The 16,759-nt window shown below is 61.0% G+C and carries 16 protein-coding genes; 5 read left to right on the top strand and 11 right to left on the bottom strand.

Annotation, left to right across the window (positions count from 1 at the left end):
• Positions 1-19 precede the first annotated feature (19 nt).
• Complete coding sequence (locus KUV46_04295; GenBank protein ID QYJ01620.1) at positions 20-1,351, bottom strand: NAD(P)-binding domain-containing protein; 1,332 nt, start codon at positions 1,349-1,351, stop codon at positions 20-22.
• A gap of 129 nt (positions 1,352-1,480) precedes the next feature.
• Here KUV46_04295 and KUV46_04300 point away from each other — a divergent pair, with 129 nt between their 5' ends.
• Both KUV46_04300 and KUV46_04305 read left to right on the top strand, forming a co-directional pair.
• Entirely contained in the window at positions 1,481-1,969 is a 489-nt protein-coding gene (locus KUV46_04300; protein QYJ02345.1) for a PaaI family thioesterase, read from the top strand.
• Positions 1,966-2,385 (top strand): PaaI family thioesterase, encoded by a 420-nt coding sequence (locus tag KUV46_04305; protein ID QYJ01621.1) that lies wholly within the window; start codon positions 1,966-1,968, stop codon positions 2,383-2,385. The genes KUV46_04300 and KUV46_04305 overlap by 4 nt, the downstream gene beginning before the upstream one ends.
• Here the strand turns inward: KUV46_04305 and KUV46_04310 are convergent.
• The 6 genes from KUV46_04310 to KUV46_04335 all read right to left on the bottom strand — a co-directional run bounded on the left by KUV46_04310 (position 2,350) and on the right by KUV46_04335 (position 10,294).
• Complete coding sequence (locus KUV46_04310; GenBank protein ID QYJ01622.1) at positions 2,350-3,654, bottom strand: MFS transporter; 1,305 nt, start codon at positions 3,652-3,654, stop codon at positions 2,350-2,352. The genes KUV46_04305 and KUV46_04310 overlap by 36 nt on opposite strands.
• Positions 3,651-5,204: a GNAT family N-acetyltransferase gene (locus KUV46_04315; protein ID QYJ01623.1), complete on the bottom strand. Its 1,554-nt coding sequence runs from the start codon at positions 5,202-5,204 to the stop codon at positions 3,651-3,653. The genes KUV46_04310 and KUV46_04315 overlap by 4 nt, the downstream gene beginning before the upstream one ends.
• Positions 5,205-5,287: 83 nt before the next feature.
• On the bottom strand, positions 5,288-7,129 hold the full coding sequence (recQ, locus tag KUV46_04320) for a DNA helicase RecQ (protein ID QYJ01624.1): 1,842 nt from the start codon (positions 7,127-7,129) through the stop codon (positions 5,288-5,290).
• Between the two features lie 69 nt (positions 7,130-7,198).
• Entirely contained in the window at positions 7,199-7,855 is a 657-nt protein-coding gene (locus KUV46_04325) for a hypothetical protein (GenBank protein QYJ01625.1), read from the bottom strand.
• The gene (locus KUV46_04330) at positions 7,852-9,240 is read right to left on the bottom strand and encodes a hypothetical protein (protein QYJ01626.1); all 1,389 of its coding nucleotides are present in this window, start codon (positions 9,238-9,240) and stop codon (positions 7,852-7,854) included. The genes KUV46_04325 and KUV46_04330 overlap by 4 nt, the downstream gene beginning before the upstream one ends.
• A gap of 58 nt (positions 9,241-9,298) precedes the next feature.
• Entirely contained in the window at positions 9,299-10,294 is a 996-nt protein-coding gene (locus tag KUV46_04335; GenBank protein ID QYJ01627.1) for a histone deacetylase, read from the bottom strand.
• Here KUV46_04335 and KUV46_04340 point away from each other — a divergent pair.
• A complete protein-coding gene (locus KUV46_04340) occupies positions 10,293-11,621 on the top strand; it encodes an MATE family efflux transporter (GenBank protein ID QYJ01628.1) in 1,329 nt (442 codons plus the stop codon). The two genes, KUV46_04335 and KUV46_04340, sit on opposite strands and share 2 nt — an antisense overlap.
• Here KUV46_04340 and KUV46_04345 read toward each other — a convergent pair.
• Positions 11,581-12,672 (bottom strand): quinone-dependent dihydroorotate dehydrogenase, encoded by a 1,092-nt coding sequence (locus KUV46_04345; GenBank protein ID QYJ01629.1) that lies wholly within the window; start codon positions 12,670-12,672, stop codon positions 11,581-11,583. The two genes, KUV46_04340 and KUV46_04345, sit on opposite strands and share 41 nt — an antisense overlap.
• Positions 12,673-13,023, bottom strand: a complete 351-nt coding sequence (locus tag KUV46_04350; protein ID QYJ01630.1) for a DUF952 domain-containing protein — start codon at positions 13,021-13,023, stop codon at positions 12,673-12,675.
• A 98-nt stretch (positions 13,024-13,121) separates the two neighbouring features.
• Between KUV46_04350 and KUV46_04355 the strand changes: the two genes are divergently transcribed.
• Both KUV46_04355 and KUV46_04360 read left to right on the top strand, forming a co-directional pair.
• Positions 13,122-13,742: a helix-turn-helix transcriptional regulator gene (locus KUV46_04355; protein ID QYJ02346.1), complete on the top strand. Its 621-nt coding sequence runs from the start codon at positions 13,122-13,124 to the stop codon at positions 13,740-13,742.
• A 76-nt stretch (positions 13,743-13,818) separates the two neighbouring features.
• Positions 13,819-14,733, top strand: coding sequence for a LysR family transcriptional regulator (locus tag KUV46_04360; protein QYJ01631.1), 915 nt, complete (start codon positions 13,819-13,821; stop codon positions 14,731-14,733).
• A gap of 218 nt (positions 14,734-14,951) precedes the next feature.
• Here KUV46_04360 and KUV46_04365 read toward each other — a convergent pair whose 3' ends face one another.
• On the bottom strand, positions 14,952-15,398 hold the full coding sequence (locus tag KUV46_04365; protein ID QYJ01632.1) for a DNA starvation/stationary phase protection protein: 447 nt from the start codon (positions 15,396-15,398) through the stop codon (positions 14,952-14,954).
• A 139-nt stretch (positions 15,399-15,537) separates the two neighbouring features.
• Entirely contained in the window at positions 15,538-16,749 is a 1,212-nt protein-coding gene (locus KUV46_04370) for a pyridoxal phosphate-dependent aminotransferase (protein QYJ01633.1), read from the bottom strand.
• Between the last annotated feature and the right edge of the window lie 10 nt (positions 16,750-16,759).

Raw genomic sequence — 16,759 nt, forward strand, 5'->3', positions numbered from 1 at the left:
ATGAGGTCAGTAACCCAGATCAGGCGGTGGCTTTTGCGCGCTTCCGCCCACGCTCTATCTCTTTCATGAGATCCTTTACGTAAGCGTTAAAATCGACCTGCATGGTGTGCCGCGGCGCATCGTAGAAATGGCCGAGATGGAACTGCTCATCCTCCTTGATGATCTCCTTCATCTCTTCTTCTGGCGGGTATTCATACTCCCCGGCAATCTTCGCCGCGCAGAGCTTTGACTGCTGTTCAGCAAAGTTCACGAGGGTCGGCAGAGGCTGCGCCAGCCCAAGGAAGAAGAGGTTATCAAGGCCCGGCTTCACCATGCGCTTGAAGAGCGGAAACTTGTTCTCAACCGGCTTCAGGCGGTCATCGTCGAAGAATGGGAAGGTCACATTGTAGCCCGTCGCCCAGACGATGGCGTCGACCTTTTCGCGTGTACCGTCCTTGAAGACGACACCGTCACCGTCGAGCTTTTCAATCGCTCCCTTGGGCGTTATGTCGCCGCAACCAACGCGCGTCAGGAATTCACCTGAGACAGACGGGTGCCCGTCGAGCGGCTCATGGTCAGGCTTTGGCAGCCCATAGTCTTCCATATTGCCGATACGTTTCTTGATCGCAGCGCGGGCCATCTTCCGCCCAAGTTTGGTCGGCATCCAGGACGGCAACACCGCCTTATCGGCTGGTTGGCCATTCATGTATTTCGGCAGCACCCAGACGCCCCGGCGCATCGAGATGAAAAGCTTCTCTGAAATCGGGCGCTGGGACAGCTCCGAAGAGATGTCCATGGCGGAGTTGCCGCCCCCAACGACCATGACGCGCTTGCCGCGGAAGTCGTAAGGCTCGAACGGGTCGCGGTAGTGGTGCGAGTGAACCTGATAGCCATTGAACTCACCCGGATACTCCGGCGTGCGAGCATCCCAATGGTGACCATTGGCTACGAAGAGCCACTGATATGTCCGCGTCTCACCGGTCGAGAGCGTAACGTCCCAGTCGCCGTCAGAGCGCCGCTCTGCCTTCTCGACTGCGGTATTGAAAGTGATCGTCTCGCGCAGGCCGAAATGGTCGACATAGTCGTGGAAATACTGGAGCAGCTGGGCGTGATGCGGGAAATCCGGCCAGTCTTCCGGTACGGAATAGTCCTCAAAAGCGAGACGCCATTTGGACGTGTCGATGTGGAGGCTCTGATAGCAGGACGAAAGTCCGTTCGGATTACGGTAATACCAGTTGCCACCGATATTGTCCGACATCTCGAAACAGTCATAGGCAATGCCATAGTCTTTCAGGCGCTTTGCCATGGTGAAGCCTGAGCAGCCCGCTCCGATGATACAGGCCTTGCCGCTTGAACGTCCGTCGAATGCCATGTTTTTCCTCCCGCAGCGTCACTCATTGTGTTCGCTTTTCGTGATGGTATCGACCTAGGATGCAGCGTCAATTTCACGTCGCGGCAACAGCGAGGGGCCGGTATGAGCGAAGAGAACGAGCGTCAGGACATGATGCTCAAGCTGATGCAGCAGAATGCCCGGCGGATCATGTCGACGGTCCCTTGGGCGCAGGCGCTCGGCTTTGAGCTGACCGGCATCGAAAAGGGCCGCGCCTTCGCAAAGGTAGGTTGGCGCGAAGACCTTGTCGGCGACCCCGATACGGGCGTCATCTATGGCGGCGTGCTGACCGCGCTGCTCGATAATCTCAGCGGCGTCTGCATCAACACGGCGCTCACGAAGCCGATGTCCATGGCGACGCTGGACCTTCGGATCGACTATATGCGCCCAGCCGACAAGGGCCGCGATATCCTGGCTGAGGCCGAGTGCTATCACGTTACCCGCAATGTCGCCTTCACCCATGCCTGGGCGTATCATGAGAGCCGCGACAAGGTGATCGCAACGGCCGCCGGCACATTCGCGCTGAACGACATTAGCCGCTGGGCAAGCGGCAATGAGGCAATGGACATCGCGAACAAGGTGCTGGGAGGCGAGAAATGAGTTCACGCGCTGACCAGCTGCAGGCCTTTCTGGATCGCACACCATTTGCCCGCTTCATCGGCATGGAGTTCGAGGCGGACGGCGATACGCTGATCGCCAGACTGCCGTTTCAGGAAAAGTTTATTGGCAACCGCGCCATCAATGCCCTGCATGGCGGCGCAACGGGTGCCTTTCTGGAACTGACTGCTGTTGCGCAGGTCTATCTTCAGTCTGATTTGCAGCGCCCGCCAAAGCCGATCAATCTGACAATCGACTATCTGCGCAGCGCGAAGGGTGAGGATCTCTATGCCCGAGCCATCGTGCACAAGCTTGGCCGGCGCATGGCGAGCGTGCGGGCCGAGGCCTGGCAAGGCGACGATCCGGACAAGGTCGTCACTGCCCTACAGGCGCATTTCCTGGTCGCTGAGGACGGTTGAGGTTTCCAGCGCGCGATTGAGGCGGACCGAGAGTACGTAAAAGCCGAGCGCAATCGCGCTGAGGGCGGCGCAAGCGGCGAATGCTGCCTCATAGCCACCTGCACCGCGGAGCCAGCCAAGCTGCCCAGCGCCGATGCTGGTGCCGAAGTTTAGCAGCGCCATGAAGATCGAGAATTGCGTCGCCGCCACGCTGCCGCGCGACTGGCCCATCGCGATGGCGTAAGTGCAGACCGACATCAGCACGAACAGCACACTGTAGAGAAGCAAATAGGCAAAATAGAAGCCTTCGGCCTGCCACATCGCGGTCGCTGCCGCGTTGAGCACCGCCATGCCGATAAGCGCCCCGCCGAGCGCGCGAAGTGGCCCAACCTTGTCGGCCAGCCAGCCCGACACGAAGATGCCGAACAGACCGCCGAGAAGGTCCGCAGTCGCATCCCTGTCGGTGAAGAGACCCCGGTCCCACTGGAGCTCCTGCACGGCAAGCGTTGGCGAGAAGGCCGTCTTCAGGCCGTAGGCCAGGAATGCGACCAGAATACCTGCTGCGAGGGCGAGACTGGCGGGCCGCTTCATCGCCTTGAATACGCCCGTCACGAGTGGCCACCAGCGTTTAACCTGCACTGACTGGGTGTGTGTGGAGGCCTGCCCCTCGCTCCACGGCATCAGCTTTTCACCGGCGCGCTCTCTCAGAAGCAGGGGAAGCAGCATGACGACCGCGACGAAGGCCGCCGTAACGATCGCGGCGAGTGCATGGCCTTCATCGCTGATGAGACGCCCCGTCAGAAACGCAAAACCCGCAGTGCCGAGCGTCTTGCCACCCCACATCAGGCCATTGGCCGTGGCGCGCTCTTCCTCACCCAGTATGTCGATAGCCATCCCGTCGATGGCGACGTCCTGAAAGGCCCCTGCGAAGTTCACCGCAAAGCCAGCAATAGCAAACCAGAGAAGCGCCTCGGTCGGCTCACCGAGACCTGAAAACCAGACAAGACTGCCGATCAGGATGAGTTGAGCCAGGATCAGCCAGGGCCGCTTCCGGCCCATTGGCGCCCATGTATAGCGGTCCATCAGGATGCCGTTGAAGAGCTTGAAGCTCCAAGGCAGCAGGATGATCGCGATATAGCCTGCAATGGCATCGGCCCCGACGCCCTGCGCCGCGAACCATGCGGGGATCGCGATGTAGAGCAGCCCTTCAGGCGCGCCCTGAGCGGCATAGAGCAGCATAAGGCTGCCAAGCCTGAGCGGTTTGTTCTCGCTCAGCGCTGGAAGCTTCAACCGCCATCCTTCCAGGCTACGCGGTAGAGATCGAACCGGCGGTCGCGAAGGTTTCTGACCGTGCCTTCCGACCGGGCGAAATTGAGGTCATTAAGGTCCAGATCAGCCATGACGACTGCTTCCACATTTTCTGCAATCTCTGCTGCGATGCCTTCGCGCGCGAAAGGATAGTCGCACGGCGTCAGGATCGCAGACTGGGCATAGTTGATGTCCATATTCTCTACGTTCGGGAGGTTGCCGGTGCAGCCGGATGTGACGACATAGAGCTGGTTCTCGATGCAACGTGCGTGGCAGCAGTAGCGCACGCGAAGATAGCCCTGGCGGCTGTCGGTGCAGAACGGCGTGAACAGGATGCGCGCGCCTTCATCGGTCAGGCGGCGGGCAAGCTCCGGAAACTCTGAATCATAACAGATGAGCACGCCGATCGGGCCGCAATCGGTCGGGATGACATCGACACTGTCGCCGCCCTTGATGTTCCACCAGTGGCGCTCATCCGGCGTCGGATGGATCTTCTCCTGCGCGTGGACAGAGCCATTGCGGAGGAAGACGTAGGCGACGTTCTGGATGTCACCATCATCGGTCCGGGTCGGGTGCGATCCGCCGATGATGTTGATGTTGTAGGAGATGGCGAGCTCCCGCATCTCCTCAATGAAGCGCGGCGTGTAGCGGGTCAGCGCTTCGATGGATTCTGCCGGGCTGAGCTTGCGTTTCTCGAAGGCAAGGAGCTGGAGGGTGAACAGTTCCGGGAACACGACGAAATCGGCGCGCCGGTCAGAGCAGACATCGACGAAGTATTCGACATTGCTCATGAACTCTTCAAAGCTTTTGACCGCCCGCATCTGCACCTGAACGGTCGCGACGCGCACGCGCTCCTTCACGGCGTAGGAGACCTTGTTGGCAGGCTTTACTTCGACCGCATAAGGGTTGCGCCAGACCATATGCGTGGCGTGGCCGCCGCTGTCGGTGTCTTCCTCGAGATAGTTGTGAAGCACGCCAATCGGCTCGAAACCCGCGCGTAGATGATAGCGGATGACCGGGTCGGTGATCTTCTGCGCCTTGACCGCTTCGACATAGTCTTCCGGATTCGGATACTGTTTGCGCTTGCGCTTCCAGCCCGGCATCCGACCGCCAAAGACGATGCCTTTCAGTTCCCAGTCCTCACAGAGTTGCTGGCGTGCATTGTAGAGGCGCTGGCCGATCCGGGTCCGGCGGATTTCAGGATCGACGCAGACTTCCATACCGTAGAGCCAGTCGCCTTCCGGGTCGTGCCGGGCGGCATAGCCATTGCCGGTAATCTCGATCCAGTCATGCGGCTTCAGCGCCAGGTCTTCAGAGACGAGAAAGCTCGCAGCATAGCCGACGATCTCGCCGTCATACTCAACGAGGAACTGGCCTTCTGGAAAGGAAGATATCTGCCCGCGCAGCATGCCCGGCGTGTAGCCATCGGCCGGTCGGCCATACACTTTCAGGACGAGCGCGGCGATTGCCGGCACATCGTCGAGCGTTGCATTCCTGACGACAACAGAAGCCTTGGTTCTTTCGCTGGGCATTCGTCCCCCTGATAGAATTGGATGCTCCAAACCTAAGCAGCGCAGGCGAAGCGGCAAGAGATGGATGGCGGCAAACGCCGGTGCTAGGCGGCTTCAGCCACAATCCGAGCGATATCATCGGCGTAGCGGCCAGCCTTCTTTTCCCCAACGCCGCTGATATTGCGAAGTTCATCGCCTGATGCAGGCCGCTCTGCCGCGATCGCGGCCAAGGTCCGATCGTGGAAGATCACATAAGGGGGCACGCCCTTGGCCTTGGCTGTTTCTAGACGCCAGTTGCGCAGCGCCTCGAAGAGGGACTGGTCGCGCTCGGAAAGATCATGAACTGCCGCAGCCGCCATCCCAGAGCGCTTGCGTGTGGTCTTGCGCTGGCTGGGATCCGTGCGCAGCCAGACTTCGCGGTCACCCTTGAAGAGCGCGCGGGCCGCTTCCTGGTCCGGCACGGCAAGGACCGGCCGCATCGCATCACCCGTCTCAGCAAGGAGGCCTGAGAAGAGAAGCTCGTCGAAGACGGCGCTCCAGCCCTGTTTCGACAAGTCAGTTCCAATTCCGTACGTAGACAGCTGTGCGAGGTCCTCATCGAAGCCGTCGCGAGCAGATCCGGTAAGGTGGATGATGAGTCGGCCACGTCCGATACGCTGCCCGCAGCGGATGACGGCGGAGACTGCCATCTGGGCAAAGCGCGTTGCGTCGAACCCCTCGCCCGGCTCGCGCTGGCAATTGTCGCACTCCCCGCACGGGGCGACATTTTCCTCGCCGAAATAGCGTCGCACAGCGCCGCGCCGACACTCCGTTCCATTCAGGAACGCGAACAGTTGCCGCGTCTTCGTAAGCTGGACACGCTTGACCTCTTCGGCAGCATCGCTTTCGACCGTCCAGCTGATCGAGCGGCGCATATCAGCCGGGCCAAACAGCGCAAAGGCCTCGGCAGGCTTTCCATCGCGGCCTGCGCGGCCAACTTCCTGCCAATAAGCTTCCAGCGTCTTTGGCGGGTCAGCATGGATGACAAATCGCACGTCTGGCTTGTCGACGCCCATGCCGAAGGCGACAGTGGCGCACATGACGATGCCGTCCTCAAGCAGGAAGCGGCGCTGACGCTCTGCTCGCACTTCCGGGTCGAGGCCGGCATGATAGGCCAGCGCAGAAAGACCTGCCCGCTCCAGGCTTTCAGCCAGCATCTCGGTCGCATCGCGCGTGGCCGCATAGACGATGCCGCTCTCGCCGGAATGGGCCTTTGCGAGAGACGCCACGCGGTCGGCGCGCTTTCCGGCTTTCGGTTCTGCGCCGAGCGTCAGGTTCGGCCGATCGAAGCTCGCGACATGGACCTGCGGGGAGGTGAGGTCGAGCTCATGCAGGATATCATCGCGCGTGCGCTCATCGGCCGTCGCCGTCACGGCGATACGCGGCACGCCCGGGAAAAGCTGCTTCAAGCGGCTCAGGGCGCGGTAATCCGGGCGGAAGTCGTGGCCCCACTGGCTGACGCAGTGCGCCTCATCAATGGCAATCACCGAAACGCCGAGCCGTACGAGAACGCCAGCGAGGCCGGTACCAAGCGCCTCTGGTGAGACATAGAGCATATCCATCTCGCCGCGGCGCGCCGCTTCGAGCGCGGCCTGCTTGTCTTCAGGCGCCATCGAAGAATCCAGCCGCTCAGCGCGCACACCGAGCGCCTTCAGCGCATCGACCTGGTCTGCCATCAGCGCGATGAGCGGCGAGACGACGAGACCGACGCCGTCGCGCAGGATAGCGGGTATTTGGTAGCAGAGCGACTTGCCGCCGCCTGTTGGCAGCACGGCCAGCGTGTCACGGCCCGCCATCACATCGTCGATGACGTCAGCCTGCAGCCCCCGGAAAGCGTCATAGCCATAGACCCGCTTCAACAGGGAAAGCGGCGTCTCTGATGCGATTTCGGAGTTTGTGACGGACATACCCTATCCTTCGCGGGAGTCGGGGCCATTCATCAATATGGAAGCGTCAGCCAGCGGCGCTATGCGCGCCTAGAACATGTATTCCAGCAGCCGGTCGCGGGAGTTCGCGTGCACCCAGGTGCCGCCAGCATCCTCAACCAGCGCTTCCCAGGCTTCGAGGCGCTCAAAATAGGCGTTCGGGTCGGACGCGTCGCGGTCTGAGCGCGTGACGTTCGTGACGATCACCGTGATGCCTTCGAGGTCGAGCTCCAGACCACTCGTATCACACTCGGGCGAAACATCCTCGACGAGGTCAGAGACGACGACGATGTAGCGGCTTGCCTGTTCAGACTGTTCCAGTTCGGCCGCCGCATAGCGAAGACCACCCTTGATGTCGGTCCAGCCCGTCGGCTGGACGTTCGCTGCATAGAATTCGAGGCTTTCGAAAACATCCTGTTTGGCATAGGCCGCCTCGCTCGGCGTGCCGGGAAGGGTCCGGCGCACAACGAGGCTATTGTCCGTGAAGCTGCAGGAGCCGATCTCGCCGAAGGCGAACATGTCATTCGAGTTCAGCTTCGAGGTCAGCAGCTTCGCTGTTACGACCGCATCCGGCACTTCACGCACATAGGTGCCTGACGCGTCCACCAGCATGAAGACAGCCTTGGAGTTGGAAGTGACAGCCCCGCAGGCCGAAATGCCTGCAAGTATAAGCCCAGCCGTCAGCGCCTTGAGGGTCTTGGTAATCATGTCGCTCCAGAAGCTTGTTTCTTGCGCGCAGGCGCGCGGATCCGCCTGAACATCTTTTCCACCGTAAGCGGCAGGAAGATCAAGAGATCGTACACCCTCAGCACGAACAGACCGAGAGCCTTCAGCACGGTTGCGAGGATCGCAAAGATGAATGCGAGGAACATGGTGATCTGGTGCATGACAAGGCGCAGGATCAGGATAAAGTTCTGCACCACCGTCTCCAGCGGAATGGCTGCCACAGCGAGCAACCATGGGATCAGGATGGCCAGTATCATCTGCCCGATCATGGTGAGCGATATGCCGCCGGTCTCACCAGCCTCGTCGGCAGGTAGCTCACCGAGCGCCCTGCGGGTTGTTTCTTGGTCGATGCCGATCAGGACTTCGCGCTGGATAGCGAGGATGGCCTCGAAGAAAGAGAAGGCCGCAAGAAAGGCGAAGGCTGCATAGAGCAGAACGCGTTTGTGGATGCGCGGCAGGGTCGAGATGAGCGTGATCTTTGTGATCCCAGCGGCATCCATGAGGACGATACCAGCAACTGCCTCGAGGAAGATGACAACTAGAGCCGCCGCCGTCGGCAGGCCGACACCCAGAACCTGGAGGTCGTCGCCGACAATCTCTGCCATCGGGCGCTGGATCAGGAAGAAGTTCAGGAATACGCCGGTCAGCGCCACCGTCATGACAAGCAGCGAAAGCAGCCACGGGATCAGGATGGACTGGCGCTGGGCCGCCTCGCGGCGGTGCTCATAGTCGGGATGGATGCACTCTTCGAACGTCGCAAGATCCTTGTTGATCTGCTTCGAAGACCGGCTGAGCTCGTTCGAGATTGACCGAAGACGGGTGATGTTCTCCGCCATCGGTTTGAGTTCAGAGCGCAGGGCATTGATCTGCGGACGAAGCGGCGAAAGCTCTTCCTTTACGGCGCGGCGCACATCGGAGGCTGCGCTGGCGAGCTTGGCCCGGCTTTGCCCATTGCCGTTTGCCTCGATGCGGTTGCGCACCGTTTCCAGGGTGCGCTCATCAAGGTCTACCGCGCGGAAAGCCTCAAGCGTCTCGGACAGGTCGGACTGGTTGGTGTCCAGCTTGTCGACAATGCCGCTGATGCGCCGGTCTATTTCCGGCGCGCGCTTTTCCAGCTTCATTTCCTGGCTGACAAGCCGCTGCTCAAGCGTTTCGGCGGTGTGCGAGGCGACGAGCTCTATGTACTGGCGATAGATATTATTGCTGGCATTCTCGAGGCGTCTTGCAACATCCCGCAGGACATAGGCGAGACCGAAGAAGATCCCGCGAAACAGCCCGTGCAGATAAGGTCGCCCGACGTAGAGGAGCAGGATAATACCCGCCACCACCAGCCACAGTTGCCAGTCAGTCCATGCCAGCCCAAACATCCCGCAGGTGCTCCAGTCTGATTGCTTAGCAGTATTGCCGGTTAACAGTCGTTAAGGATTATTGAGGCGAAGAAAAGGCACTTCGCCCTTCAGGCGCAGTTGCAGCTGCAAGTGCATCCACCATGAAACTGTGCCTGCGCGCGACGGCAGCGGCGTCTTTTTCATAGCCGCCGCCGAGCACACCGACGAGTGGAATGCCGCGTCTGGCGCAGGCTTCCGCAACTCTGCGGTCACGCTCTCGAAGGCCATCATCGCTCAGCGAAAGTAGTCCCAGACGGTCATTCTGATGAGGGTCGACGCCAGCATTGTAGAAAACGAGGTCCGGCTTTGCGCGGCTGAAGATAGTGGTCAAAAAGCCATCCAGCGCGTCGAGATAGTCGCTGTCCCCTGCCCCGCGTGGGAGGCCAAGGTCGAGATCGGATGGCGGCTTGATGCGCGGCCAGTTGTCCTCGCAATGCATGGACGCGGTGAAGACGCGGTTGTCCTCGACGAAGATGCTGGCCGTGCCATCGCCATGGTGCACGTCGCAATCGATGACCGCGACCTTGCGGCAAAGTCCCTCCTCCAGAGCGACCCGCGCGGCGACGGCGACATCGTTGAAGACGCAGAAGCCTGCCCCGCTTTCATAGCTTGCATGATGGCTGCCGCCCGCAAGACTGACCGCCGCGCCATGCTGGACGGCGAGCCGGGCGGCAAGACATGTGCCGCCCACAGAGGCGCGCGTCCTCGCGGCAATGGCTGGCGTCATCTCGAAGCCGATCTTTCGCGCCGTTTTCGCGTCCACAGAAGAGGTCAGCACCGCCGTCACATAGGACGGGTCGTGCGCAAGATGCAGCCAGCGTTCGGGGGCATGTGCGGGCACGGCAAATGTCTCTCCTCTCGCGCGCAAGAGGTCGGCAAGCAGCGAGTATTTGCGCATGGGGAAGCGATGGCTGTCCGGCACGCTCTCAGCGTCATAGTCAGGGTGATGAACGATCGGCAGCGCCATGACGGGTGAGATGTCGGCAGGCGGCTGATTGTCAAGCAGGGTCCAGCGCCATAAGCCGCTTGCCATGTCAGATGCCGTCCTCACCCGCTCAAAGGTCGTTGCGCTTGCCGTGCCGGTGATGCTGGCACAGGCGGCGACCGCATCGACCGGCATTGTCGACACGGCAGTCATGGGTCTCTACGGCACCAAATTCGACCTCGGCGCTGTTGGCGTTGCCGCTGTGGTGATGAACTTCCTCTATTGGGCGTTCGGATTCCTGCGCATGTCGACGACAGGCCTGACCGCGCAGGCAGCGGGCGGCGGTGACCGGCTGGAAGCGCAGACCGTGCTGCAGCGTGCGCTTCTGCTCGGCGGGGCGCTTGGTCTCACAATTCTCATCCTGTCACCGCTCCTGAAGCTCGCCGTCTTTCAGCCCTTTGAGGCGAGCCCTGAGGTGAAGTCGCTCGCCCGGGACTATTTCGACGCGCGTGTCTGGGGCGCACCTGCCGTCCTGATGGGGTATGCGATTACCGGCTGGCTGCTGGGCACGGGGAAGACCGGGCAGTTGCTGGCCTTCCAGATTGTCATGAACGGCACGAATGCCGCCCTCGATATCTGGTTCGTCGCAGGCCTTGGCTGGGGACCAGCCGGGATTGGTGCAGGCACAGCCATCGCTGAATGGGTCGCGCTCGCCTTCGGGCTGGTCCTCGTGCGCAAGGGCTTCTCGCGTTCCGGCAAACTGTTTGACCGTGAGCGGCTGGCCGCCCTCATCAATGCGAACCGCGACATCCTCATCCGGACACTGGCGCTGCTGTTCTGCTTTGCCTGGTTCGTGAATTCAGGCGCGAGCCTTGGCACCGCGACGCTGGCTGGCAATGAAGTTCTTCTCCAGTTCGTGTCGGTATCGGCCTTTGTTCTGGATGGCTTTGCCTTCGTCGCCGAGAAGGAGATTGGCGAAGCCTATGGCGCGAGAAGCCGTGCGCGCCTGATGCGCGCCATGCGCCTGACGACCGAAATCGCGCTCGCCTGCGCCATCGTCATCACGCTCGCCTATTTCATTGGCGGCGGCTGGATCATCGAAAATTTCGTGGCGGATGCAGACGCCCGCGCCGTGGCGCTGGCCTACCTGCCCTATTGCGCTGCGGTGCCGCTTATCGGTCTGGCCTGTTGGCAACTCGATGGCTTCTTCCTTGGCGCGACGCAGGGCAAGGCGCTGCGAAACGCGGGCGTCGTCGCCGCCATTCTCTATGTCGGGACAGACGTGCTTCTGAAGGATGCCTTCGCCAATACGGGCGTCTGGATTGCTTTTCTGACGATGTATGTCTGGCGGGCAGCCGCACTCGGCGTATACCTGCCGTCAATGATTGCCAAGGTCAGCGAAAGTCAGCCCCGACAGCCTGCTCAACAGACGTAAAGCCGTCGGCATAGAGCCTTGCGGCAAGGTCCTTGTTGATCTGCGCCACCAGCGATGGCCCCTTATAGACCAGCGCTGAATAGAGCTGCACGGCATGCGCACCTGCGCGGATCTTCTGATAAGCCTCCGCGCCGTTCGAGATGCCGCCCGCACCGATCAGGTCGAACTCACCGAGAAGCTCCCGCGCGAACGCACGGAGCACCTGCGTAGACGGCGTGAAGAGAGGCGCGCCGGAGAGGCCGCCGCCTTCCGCCTTGTGTTCGCTCTGCAGGGTCTCGGGGCGCTCCAGCGTCGTGTTGGAGATGATCAGCCCCGACAGCCAGCTTCCCGGGCCACGGACGACCGCAATGATGTCATTGATAGCCCGCTCATCGAGGTCTGGCGCAAGTTTCAGGAAGACCGGCTTTCGCGGCGTTTGGCCTGCGTCGTCCAGTTCAGCATGCGCCATGGCGACAGCTTCACCGCATCTCGTCAGCAAGGCTTCCAGCGCGCCCTTGTCCTGCAGCCCGCGAAGCCCCGGCGTATTCGGAGACGAGATGTTGATCGTGATGTAGCCCGCCAGCGGATAGACGGCCGCAATACCGGCTTCGTAATCAGCAATGCGGTCGTCGCTGTCCTTGTTTGCCCCGACATTCGCGCCGACCGGGCAAGACGCGCGGTCTGCATGGCGAAGGCGCTGGGCGAAAGCATCGAGCCCTTCATTGTTGAAGCCCATCCGGTTGATGACCGCCTTGTCCTCACTCAGCCTGAAGAGGCGCGGCTTCGGATTGCCCTCCTGCGGGCGCGGGGTCACTGTTCCGCATTCGACAAAGCCGAACCCGAAGTGGGACATTGCCGTGAACACTTCGGCATTCTTGTCGAAGCCAGCGGCCAGCCCGACCGGGTTGCCGAGGCGAAGGCCTGATTTTGGCAGGGTCACCGGCGTGTTCCAGCGCTTTGGCTTGATACGCGGTACGCCGACACCGGTCTTCAAGGCCCGGATTGTAGCCGTGTGTGCTGCCTCAGGCGGCATGGTGCGGAAGAAGCGGGCGCCAATCGATGAGAGTGCCATCTAGCGTACCTCTTCTGGCAGGACGGGATTGCCCTGGTCGTCTGTTTCGAGCGTCCAGCGCCGCTGTGCATCTGACAGGCGCAGCGTGCCGTAGAGGTGCGGGAACAGATCTCCGCCGCGGGACGCCTCCCATTTCACATCGCCGCCGAGGCGCTCTGCGATGAACTCATAGAGGCTGACCCCATGCTGACCGGCATAGTGCAGCCGTAGCGTTTCGGCGACCTGGTCCTTCGAGGACAGGTGCACATAGCCGTCGCGGGCATCGAGATCAGTATCGGTATGGCCAAGCTCGCGGGCACGTTCGTCGTCCGCGGCACTCAGGATTTTGTAGACGGGTGTATCAAGCATCATGAGAGCGGTCTTACAGGCTTCCTCAGACGCGGCAAGCATCAAGCTTGCTAGGTATTTGTTCCCATGTTAGGAAATCAGGGAGCAAGCGGAGATCAATGATCATGCGCCACGGCGACGTCTGGAAGGGCATAGATCTTCTGGCAGAGAAGAACGGCCTCAGCGCCTCTGGCCTTGCCCGTCAGGCGGGTCTCGACCCGACAAGCTTCAACCCCTCCAAACGCCAGGCCAAGGATGGACGCCTGCGCTGGCCATCGACCGAAAGCATTGCCCGGGCTCTGGAAGCAGTGGGCGCGGGCATGGATGATTTTGCAGCCCTTATCGAAGGCCATCGCGGCGCGACGGCCCCGCTCATTGGCCTTGCGCAGGCTGGTGCCGATGGCTTCTTCGATGATAGCGGCTTTCCAACCGGCGGCGGCTGGGACGAGGTCCGGTTTCCCGGCCTTGGCGGCGATCCTGTCTATGCGCTGGAGATCACCGGCGACAGTATGGAGCCTGCCTATCGCGAAGGCGACCGCATCATCGTCGCCCCCGGCGCACAGGTGCGCAAGGGCGACCGTGTTGTGGTCAAGACCGAGGACGGCGAGGTCATGGCGAAGGTGCTCGGTCGGCAGACCGAAACGCAGGTCGAGCTTGTCTCACTCAATCCCGACCATCCTGTCCGCACTTTTAAACCGTCGCAAATCAACTGGATTGCGCGCATCCTCTGGGTGAGCCAGTAAGCACCTGCAGCGTTCGCATACGCAGCACATAATCCGCTTGCCCTGACGTCCGTGAGCGTGTCATCCAAAAGACGTTATGGACTGGGACAAGCTCAAATCCTTCCACGCTGCGGCAGAAGCTGGCAGCCTGACGGCCGCGGGTGAACGCCTCGGCATTTCGCAGTCGGCTGTCTCGCGGCAAATTTCCGCCCTTGAAGAACAGCTTGGCGTCTCGCTATTCCAGCGCCATGCGCGCGGTCTTGTCCTCACGGATGCTGGCCATACGCTTCACCGCTCGACCATGGACATGGCCTCTGCGGCGCAGTCGGCCAATGCAGCCCTTCGCGACCAGCAGGATGTGGCCCAGGGCGACCTCGTGGTTACAGCCCCTGTAGCTTTCGGCTCGACCTGGCTGGTGCCGCGACTGGGCAACTTTCTCAGCGCCAATTCCGGGATGCGGATCGATCTGCGCCTCGACGATGGCGAGACCTATGACCTTCTGAAGCTGGAAGCGGAATGCGCCATCCGCCTCTGGGCGGCTGACAAGTCCGACCTGATCCAGCGCAAGCTCGGCACGGTCGCGACGAACCTCTATGCGTCACCGGAATACCTGAAGGCGCATGGCACGCCGCGCACGCCGCAGGATCTCGATAATCACCGGATCATTGGCTACGGCACGGAAAATACGCCGCTGGACGCGATGAGCTGGGCCCAGCGGGTTGGCCGCGATGATACGCTCCCGCGCAAGGCAACGCTGCAGGTGCGAAACGTGCCAGCCATGCTGCGCGCCGTCGAAGCCGGCATCGGGATCGCGGACCTTCCAGACTATATGGTGAGCGCGGTGCCGAAGCTGGTGCGCGTCCTGCCGGACCATACCGGGCCGACCTTCGACCTCTTCTTCATCTATCCAAGCGACCTCAAGCGATCCAAGCGAATCGCGGTGTTCCGGGACTTCCTCACGGCCGAAGTGGACGCGATCAAACGCGAAAACCTGCAACTTCGTGCAAGCTGACCCTAGGTAACATGCAGAAATGCATGGCTTCAATACTGAAACGGGTGTTTTCTTTCGCATACGCAGCATTTAGCTGACGCGCATGCCTTGGTTCCGGCTTCAGCCAATCTCCTCCGATTGTGCGTTTCCTCCCTCCAAGTAGGAACCGATACTTAGAGCCCGGCGCGATCACTCGCAGCCGGGCTTTTTTTCTGCCTTTTTGACTGACGGGCCACCAGCTAGATGCTGGCGCGCAGCATCCATGCCGCCTTCTCGGATATCGCCGCGCGCTGTGTGAGCAAGTCGGCCGTCACGACGTCGCCATCGCTTTCGGCAGCCTCGACGCCCTTGCGCGCAACTTCCGCCAGCATCTCATGACCGCGCACGAGATTGTTGATCATGTCTTCAGCGTCCGGCACGCCATTGTCCGGCTTGATCGTCGCGCTGGACAGGATTTCTTCGGTTGAGCCGGGTGCGAACTTCCCAAGCGCCCGCAGGCGCTCGGCAAGCTCATCCAGCGCCGTCCAGAGCTCCGTGTATTGCTGCATGAACAGCTCGTGTAGCGACTTGAAGCGCGGCCCGGTGACGTTCCAGTGATAGCCGTGCGTCTTCACATAAAGCGCATAGGTGTCGCCCAGCACATTACGCAGGGCCTCAATCGATGCATTTCGATCTGTATTACTCATTTCGATACCTCCAGACGTGTCTCATCGTCTTCAGTGACCAGTGATGGCACTGAAATGGGGACCCGCCGGAGCGCATACAAATTGGATTTAGAAGCTCCAGCTATAGAGCCTGCCTATAGCTGGAGCTTGAAAGTCTGGGCTATTTCAGCGCCGCACAGAAGCGCTTGATACGCTTCATGGCTTCTTCCAGCGCCTCGGTGGAGGTCGCGTAGGAAATACGGAACGCTGGCGACAGACCAAAGGCTTCACCAAAGACAACGGCGACCTGCTCTTCTTCCAGAAGCGCGGTGGCAAAATCCTTGTCAGAGCTGATCAGCGCCCCTTTCGGCGAAGACTTACCGATGACGCCCGCACAGCTTGGGTAGACGTAGAACGCGCCTTCTGGCGTTGCGCAGGACAGGCCTTCGCAATCGTTCAGCGCGTTCACGACCATGTCGCGGCGCGATTTGAAGACTTCATTGCGCTCCGCCAGGAAGCTGTGATCGCCATTGAGAGCCGCAACGCTCGCATACTGGCTGATCGAACATGGGTTCGAGGTGGATTGCGACATGATCTTGCGCATCGTCGCGATCAGCTTTTCAGGGCCGCCGGCATACCCGATCCGCCAGCCGGTCATCGCATAGGCCTTGGAGACACCGTTCACCGTCAGCGTGCGGTCGTAGAGCTTCGGCTCGACCTGCGCGATCGTGAAGTACTTGAAGTCGTCATAGACGAGGTGCTCATACATGTCGTCGGTCATCACCCAGACGTGCGGGTGCTTCAGAAGAACATCGGCGAGCGCGCGCAGCTCTTCTTTGGTGTAAGCTGCGCCGGTCGGGTTCGATGGCGAGTTAAGGACCAGCCATTTGGTATTCGGCGTGATCGCCTGCTCAAGCGCCTCGGGAGAAAGCTTGTAATTGGAGTTCGGGCCGCACTGCACGAAGACCGGATCGCCGCCAGCCAGACGCGCCATCTCAGGATAGCTCACCCAGTAAGGCGCAGGCACGATCACCTCGTCGCCCGGGTTCAGCGTCGCCATGAAAGCGTTGTAGAGAACGGCCTTGCCGCCCGGCGACACGTTGATCTGGGCCGGCGTATACTCAAGGTCATTGTCGCGCTTGAACTTGGCGCAGATGGCCTCTTTCAGCTCAGGGATGCCGTCTGCAGGCGTGTACTTGGTCTTGCCGTCATTGATCGCCTTAATCGCGGCTTCTTTCACATGCTCGGGCGTGTCGAAATCCGGTTCACCGGCACCAAGGCCAATGACGTCGATGCCCTGACGCTTCATTTCGTTCGCTTTGGTCGTGACAGCGATCGTAGCTGAAGGCTGGACACGCTCTACGGCGCGGCTAAGGGCGATTTCGGTTGCCATGTGACTGAAC

Source organism: Thalassovita mediterranea (genome assembly GCA_019448215.1).
GTDB lineage: Bacteria > Pseudomonadota > Alphaproteobacteria > Caulobacterales > Hyphomonadaceae > Henriciella.